This is a genomic window from Actinomycetota bacterium, from assembly GCA_030682655.1.
Lineage (GTDB): Bacteria > Actinomycetota > Coriobacteriia > Anaerosomatales > JAUXNU01 > JAUXNU01.
In genome coordinates this window covers 1-4368 of record JAUXNU010000204.1, presented here as the reverse complement: position 1 = coordinate 4368, position 4368 = coordinate 1, and the positions used below count along the sequence as shown (strand labels likewise).

The window sequence follows — 4368 nt, the reverse complement described above, 5'->3', positions numbered from 1 at the left end:
AGTCAAAGCCCTCGATCACGACTTTCTCGACACCCAATATCCGCTTCAATAGACTGGCTGTGCGCACGTCGTCCTCCATGGCTCGGTTTCCTGACTCGCGAAAAGCCAGTATCCCAAGCTCAGGGGTGACGTGCGCAACCTATTCAGTGCGGGTTCGCACCCACACATGTGTCACAAGATCCACAAAAAGGGAAGAGCCATGAGAGACGAGAGAGGCCGATTCGCTCCCGGCGTGAGCGGGGATCAGAAGGGAGTTCGAACGCGATGAGCAAGCAGCTTCGCAAGATGGGCAAGGTCCCGCTCGTGGTCGCCGAGCCCGCACGCATCGACCGTCTCCTCGAGGGGCTTACGATGGGTGTGAGTACGCGTGCGGCGTGCGCGGCGGCAGGCATCGGGAGACGCACGTACTTCTCATGGATGCAGCGAGGCGAAGGCGCGCTGAGAACGGCTGAATCAGTGGCCGGCGATGCGGACGCACTGGACCTGATCGACGAGACCGAACGCCCCTACGCGGACTTCTACCGACGGGCTGAGGCAGCGCGGGCCGTCTCGCAGCTCCAGACGATGCAGGTGATCCGCGCCGCCGCGTTGACGAACTGGACCGCCGCCGCGTGGATGCTCGAGCGTACCTTCCCCAACGAGTACTCGCTGCGCCCCGAACGCTTCAACGGTGGAGATGGGGGCCGCGACTGCGAGAACTGCGAGAACGGCGTGGTCCTCATCATCGACGACATCGGGAGCCCTAGGAACTTCGAGGAGTGGCAGGAGAATCAGGATGCTTGGCTCGAGGTGATGCGCGATGACCCAGACGCAGACTTCGAGGTGTGGTGGGAAGGACGATGCCAGCTCCATATGAAGCGGGCGATAGAGGACCAGGTCATGGAGAACTGGCGGAAGGCGCATGGCTCGCGCTTGAGGTAGACCACGCCGAGTCCGCTCGCCTCGACGGGATCCTCGCCCTCTACGTCGAGCGGGACAGCTCTGTCGAGCAGATAGTCGCGGAGGGTCACGACCGGGTCACGGTCGAACGCGTGGTCGGAATGGTCGACGCGGCAGAGTACAAGCGTCGTCAGGGCCCGATGGGCGTCAAGATCACGACGAAGGCCTTCGGCAAAGACCGCCGGGTTCCCGTCACGAACGGATTCCGGAGATAGGGGGGACATGGAGCCGTTCGAGCTTCGCTACATCGCCCCGGGCACACCCGAGTACGAGCAGGCCAGGGGGATTCGCTACGAGTGCCTGTATGGCGAGTGGAACCTCCCGCATGCACTCGTCGAGGACACCGACGGCCTTCGAGCTGCTCTGCCGCACGGAAGGCATCATCCCGGCGATCGAATCGAGCCACGCGCTGGCACTGCTTCCGCTGCTGGCCGAAGAACTCGGACCCGAGGCCATCGTCGTCGTTACAGTCTCCGGCCGGACCTTGTTTGGGTCGCCGGTGCGATCACGGCGTTCTTCGGGCTGGCCAGCGTGGGCGGGAACGCGCTCGTCGGGCGCGTGACGTCGTCGTCGTGGGGGCGTGTCCCCGCGCGACTGCTGGCGCGGGGAGCGGTTGCGAACGCGGTCGGCGTTGCGGCGCTGGGTCTGCTCGGCGTGCTCACGCCGGAGGGGGGAAGCCCCGCGGCGTTCGCGGTGATGGTGCTGCTGTTCGGGCTTTTCGGGGTCGTGTCGGGTGTGATGGGCCCCGTGCGACAGGCGTTCCTCAACGAGCACATCCCGTCGGCGCAACGGGCAACGGTGTTGTCGCTCGATTCGTTCTTTGGCGATGTGGGGGGCTCGATCGGGCAACCGGGATTCGGGTGGATAGCCCGCACGTTCTCGATCCCGGTTGGTTATCTCGTGGGAGCGCTTGCCATGGGATTCGCGTGGCCGCTCTACCGGCTTGCGGGAAGGTCCGCCAAGGACGACGCGAAGCCGTGAGCGCGGGAGGCGGGCACGTAAGACTTACGTCCCGCGCCGTGGCTTACACAGACTGCATATGCCAGGGCGCGCCCTCGCGGCGTTCGGCACGCAGCCGCTGGTTCGAAGAGACGTAGTGACGAAACCTGCGAGAAGACGTACCTTCTTACAGAGAAGCAGTCAGCATGACACGACATCTCTCGCAGTCTGCTGAATCAGTTGTTCTGCGCAGACGCCGCCGACGTTGCCACAGGCTGTCGCATCATGTAATCTGATTATCAGATTGGAGTTGATGCGCGATGTCTGAGGCACTCACCGTCACCGAGGTAGTCCGCCACTTCGCGGACTACGTCAACCGGGTAGCCTACCGGCGCGAGTCGTTCGTGCTTCTCCGTGGCAGCAAGCCCGTCGCGGAACTCAGGCCTCTTCCATCCGGCAAGCGGCTCGTAGAGCTGCCGGGTATGCTGGCCGCCCTGCCCCGCCTGGATGACGCTGCACAGTTCGCCGCCGACCTAGAGACTGCGCGGAGCGAGATAGCGTCCGGGGAGCTGGTCGATCCATGGCAGTCCTGATCGACGCGAGCATCCTCATCGAGGCGGAGCGCGGAAGGCTCGATCTCGAGCCGCACGTCGCCCGCCGCGCCGATGAGGAATCGTTCCTCTCCGTCGTCACGGCCAGCGAGCTCCTGCACGGCGTGCACCGGGCCGCACGACCGGACCAACGTGCACGACGATCCGCGTTCGTGGAGGGTGTCCTGGAACGCTTCCCGCTCCTGGATGTCGACTTGGCCACCGCGAGGGCGCACGCCCAGGTGTGGGCGGACCTCGCCTCTGCCGGGACGCTGATCGGGCCGCACGACCTCTGGCTGGCGGCGGCATGCGTCGCGCACGGGCTCACCATGGTCACCGCGAACATCAGGGAGTTCGACCGCGTTCCAGGCCTTCAGGTAGAGACCTGGAGTGATTCCTGACGGGGATCCGGCTCGCGCAGAACCAGCGCGTCGAGCAGACGCGCGCACTTCGTCGGCTACACTGGGAATCATCGCGCGCAGCTCACGCGCAAGACGTTCGGTGGGACTCGATCCAGGGGGAGCCTTGTCGTCGGTTGAGTATCTGTTCAGCGGTTGGATACTGTGGCCCTTTGCGGCGCCCTACGTGATGGGCTTCAACGCCGTGGTGGCTGCACCCGCATGGCTGTGGAGGGCGAACCGCAGAAGAGAGATCATCGCCTCCTACGTCACCTGGGGAGCCACCGTGGCCTGGCTCGCGGGTGCCACGATCGTGGGCCAGTTGACCACCTACCGTGATCCGAGCGACTGGTCATCAGAGCAGGCGATGCATCGGGCTGGCCACTACGCCCTTCTTGGGGGAGCACTGAACTTCGTCCTCCTCTTCGCGATCCCGCAGTGCTTGGCGTTCCTCGTTGCGACCCGCTGGAAGCGTACGTACAGACCCGTGCTGGCGGCAGCGTTCAGCCTTGCAGGCATACTCATCTTGATGGTGCTCGGGATGGTGACTGGCGCCACGCCCGACTAGCGAGCAGCGGGCTGGGCCGACCCGTTGCATGGCCTACGCGCCACGCAGCCGTCGCCCACCGAACCCCGGCATCGAGCGGACGGGCAAGGGATAGAATCGGCATGAACGGCGAAACCCGCCGCTCATGCCGTAACACGTTAGGCGAACAAGGCCACCAGAGTCCGTCATTGACGCGCGTCACGTGACGCGTTATCTTCTAGGCATGATTAGGACCTTCGCTGACAAACGCACCCGGGAGATCTACGCGACGGGCAAGGCGAAGCGATTCGCACCCGACCTCGCGAGGCGCGCCCGGCGCCGACTGGAGTATTTGGACCTCGCGACGCGCATCGAGGACCTGCACGAGCCACGTAGCAACCGGCTGCACTCTCTCGGCGGCGATCGCAAAGGCCAGTTCTCCATCTCGATCAACGAGCAGTGGCGCATCTGCTTCGTGTTCGAGAACGGCGACGCCTACGACGTCGAGGTCTGCGACTACCACTGAGATGAGGTGTGCCATGGCAATCCCCAACACCAGAGAACGTACCGTCCGGCCCATTCACCCCGGCGAGATGCTGCGCGAGGACTTCATGCCCGACTATGACCTCACGGTCACGAGCATGGCGGGTGCGCTCGGCGTGTCGCGCCAGACCGTGAATGAACTCCTGCGCGAGCGCCGCGCGTTGAGCCCCGAGATGGCGCTGAGGCTTTCCCAGCTCTTCGGCAACTCTGCAGAGTTCTGGTTGAACGCGCAGCGCGCTGTCGACCTCTGGGACGCGGCACAGGAACTGAAGCGCAAGGGCACCCACATCAAGCCACTGAGTGTCGCCTAACCACGGCATCGAGCCGTCTTCGCACTTCTTCGGCTACCATGAGAGCGGTAGGGCGCGGCTCATGCCGTAACACGTTGATATGAGATGGCCAGTCAACCTCGTAGGTCTCATGGTGGTCTTCG

General features: G+C 64.5%; 7 protein-coding genes and 2 pseudogenes. All 9 read left to right on the top strand.

The annotated features are described in order from the left end of the window. The first annotated feature begins 264 nt into the window (after window positions 1–264). The 9 genes and pseudogenes from Q8K99_13355 to Q8K99_13315 all read left to right on the top strand — a co-directional run bounded on the left by Q8K99_13355 (window position 265) and on the right by Q8K99_13315 (window position 4246). Window positions 265–921 carry a hypothetical protein gene (locus Q8K99_13355; GenBank protein ID MDP2183539.1) on the top strand — a complete coding sequence of 219 codons (657 nt, stop codon included), beginning with the start codon at window positions 265–267 and terminating at the stop codon, window positions 919–921. Window positions 922–941: 20 nt separating this feature from the next. Beyond that, window positions 942–1154 (top strand): annotated as a pseudogene (locus tag Q8K99_13350) (NAD+ synthase). Between the two features lie 134 nt (window positions 1155–1288). Next, window positions 1289–1501 (top strand): annotated as a pseudogene (locus Q8K99_13345) (hypothetical protein). After that, window positions 1471–1920, top strand: a complete 450-nt coding sequence (locus Q8K99_13340) for a hypothetical protein (GenBank protein MDP2183538.1) — start codon at window positions 1471–1473, stop codon at window positions 1918–1920. The pseudogene Q8K99_13345 and the gene Q8K99_13340 overlap by 31 nt, the downstream one beginning before the upstream one ends. Window positions 1921–2198: 278 nt before the next feature. Continuing rightward, entirely contained in the window at window positions 2199–2471 is a 273-nt protein-coding gene (locus Q8K99_13335; GenBank protein ID MDP2183537.1) for a hypothetical protein, read from the top strand. Beyond that, a complete protein-coding gene (locus Q8K99_13330) occupies window positions 2459–2869 on the top strand; it encodes a type II toxin-antitoxin system VapC family toxin (GenBank protein MDP2183536.1) in 411 nt (136 codons plus the stop codon). The genes Q8K99_13335 and Q8K99_13330 overlap by 13 nt, the downstream gene beginning before the upstream one ends. Before the next feature lie 100 nt (window positions 2870–2969). Beyond that, entirely contained in the window at window positions 2970–3434 is a 465-nt protein-coding gene (locus tag Q8K99_13325; protein ID MDP2183535.1) for a hypothetical protein, read from the top strand. A gap of 202 nt (window positions 3435–3636) precedes the next feature. Continuing rightward, a complete protein-coding gene (locus tag Q8K99_13320; GenBank protein MDP2183534.1) occupies window positions 3637–3918 on the top strand; it encodes a type II toxin-antitoxin system RelE/ParE family toxin in 282 nt (93 codons plus the stop codon). Window positions 3919–3931: 13 nt separating this feature from the next. Next, a complete protein-coding gene (locus tag Q8K99_13315) occupies window positions 3932–4246 on the top strand; it encodes a HigA family addiction module antitoxin (GenBank protein ID MDP2183533.1) in 315 nt (104 codons plus the stop codon). Window positions 4247–4368: the final 122 nt, after the last annotated feature.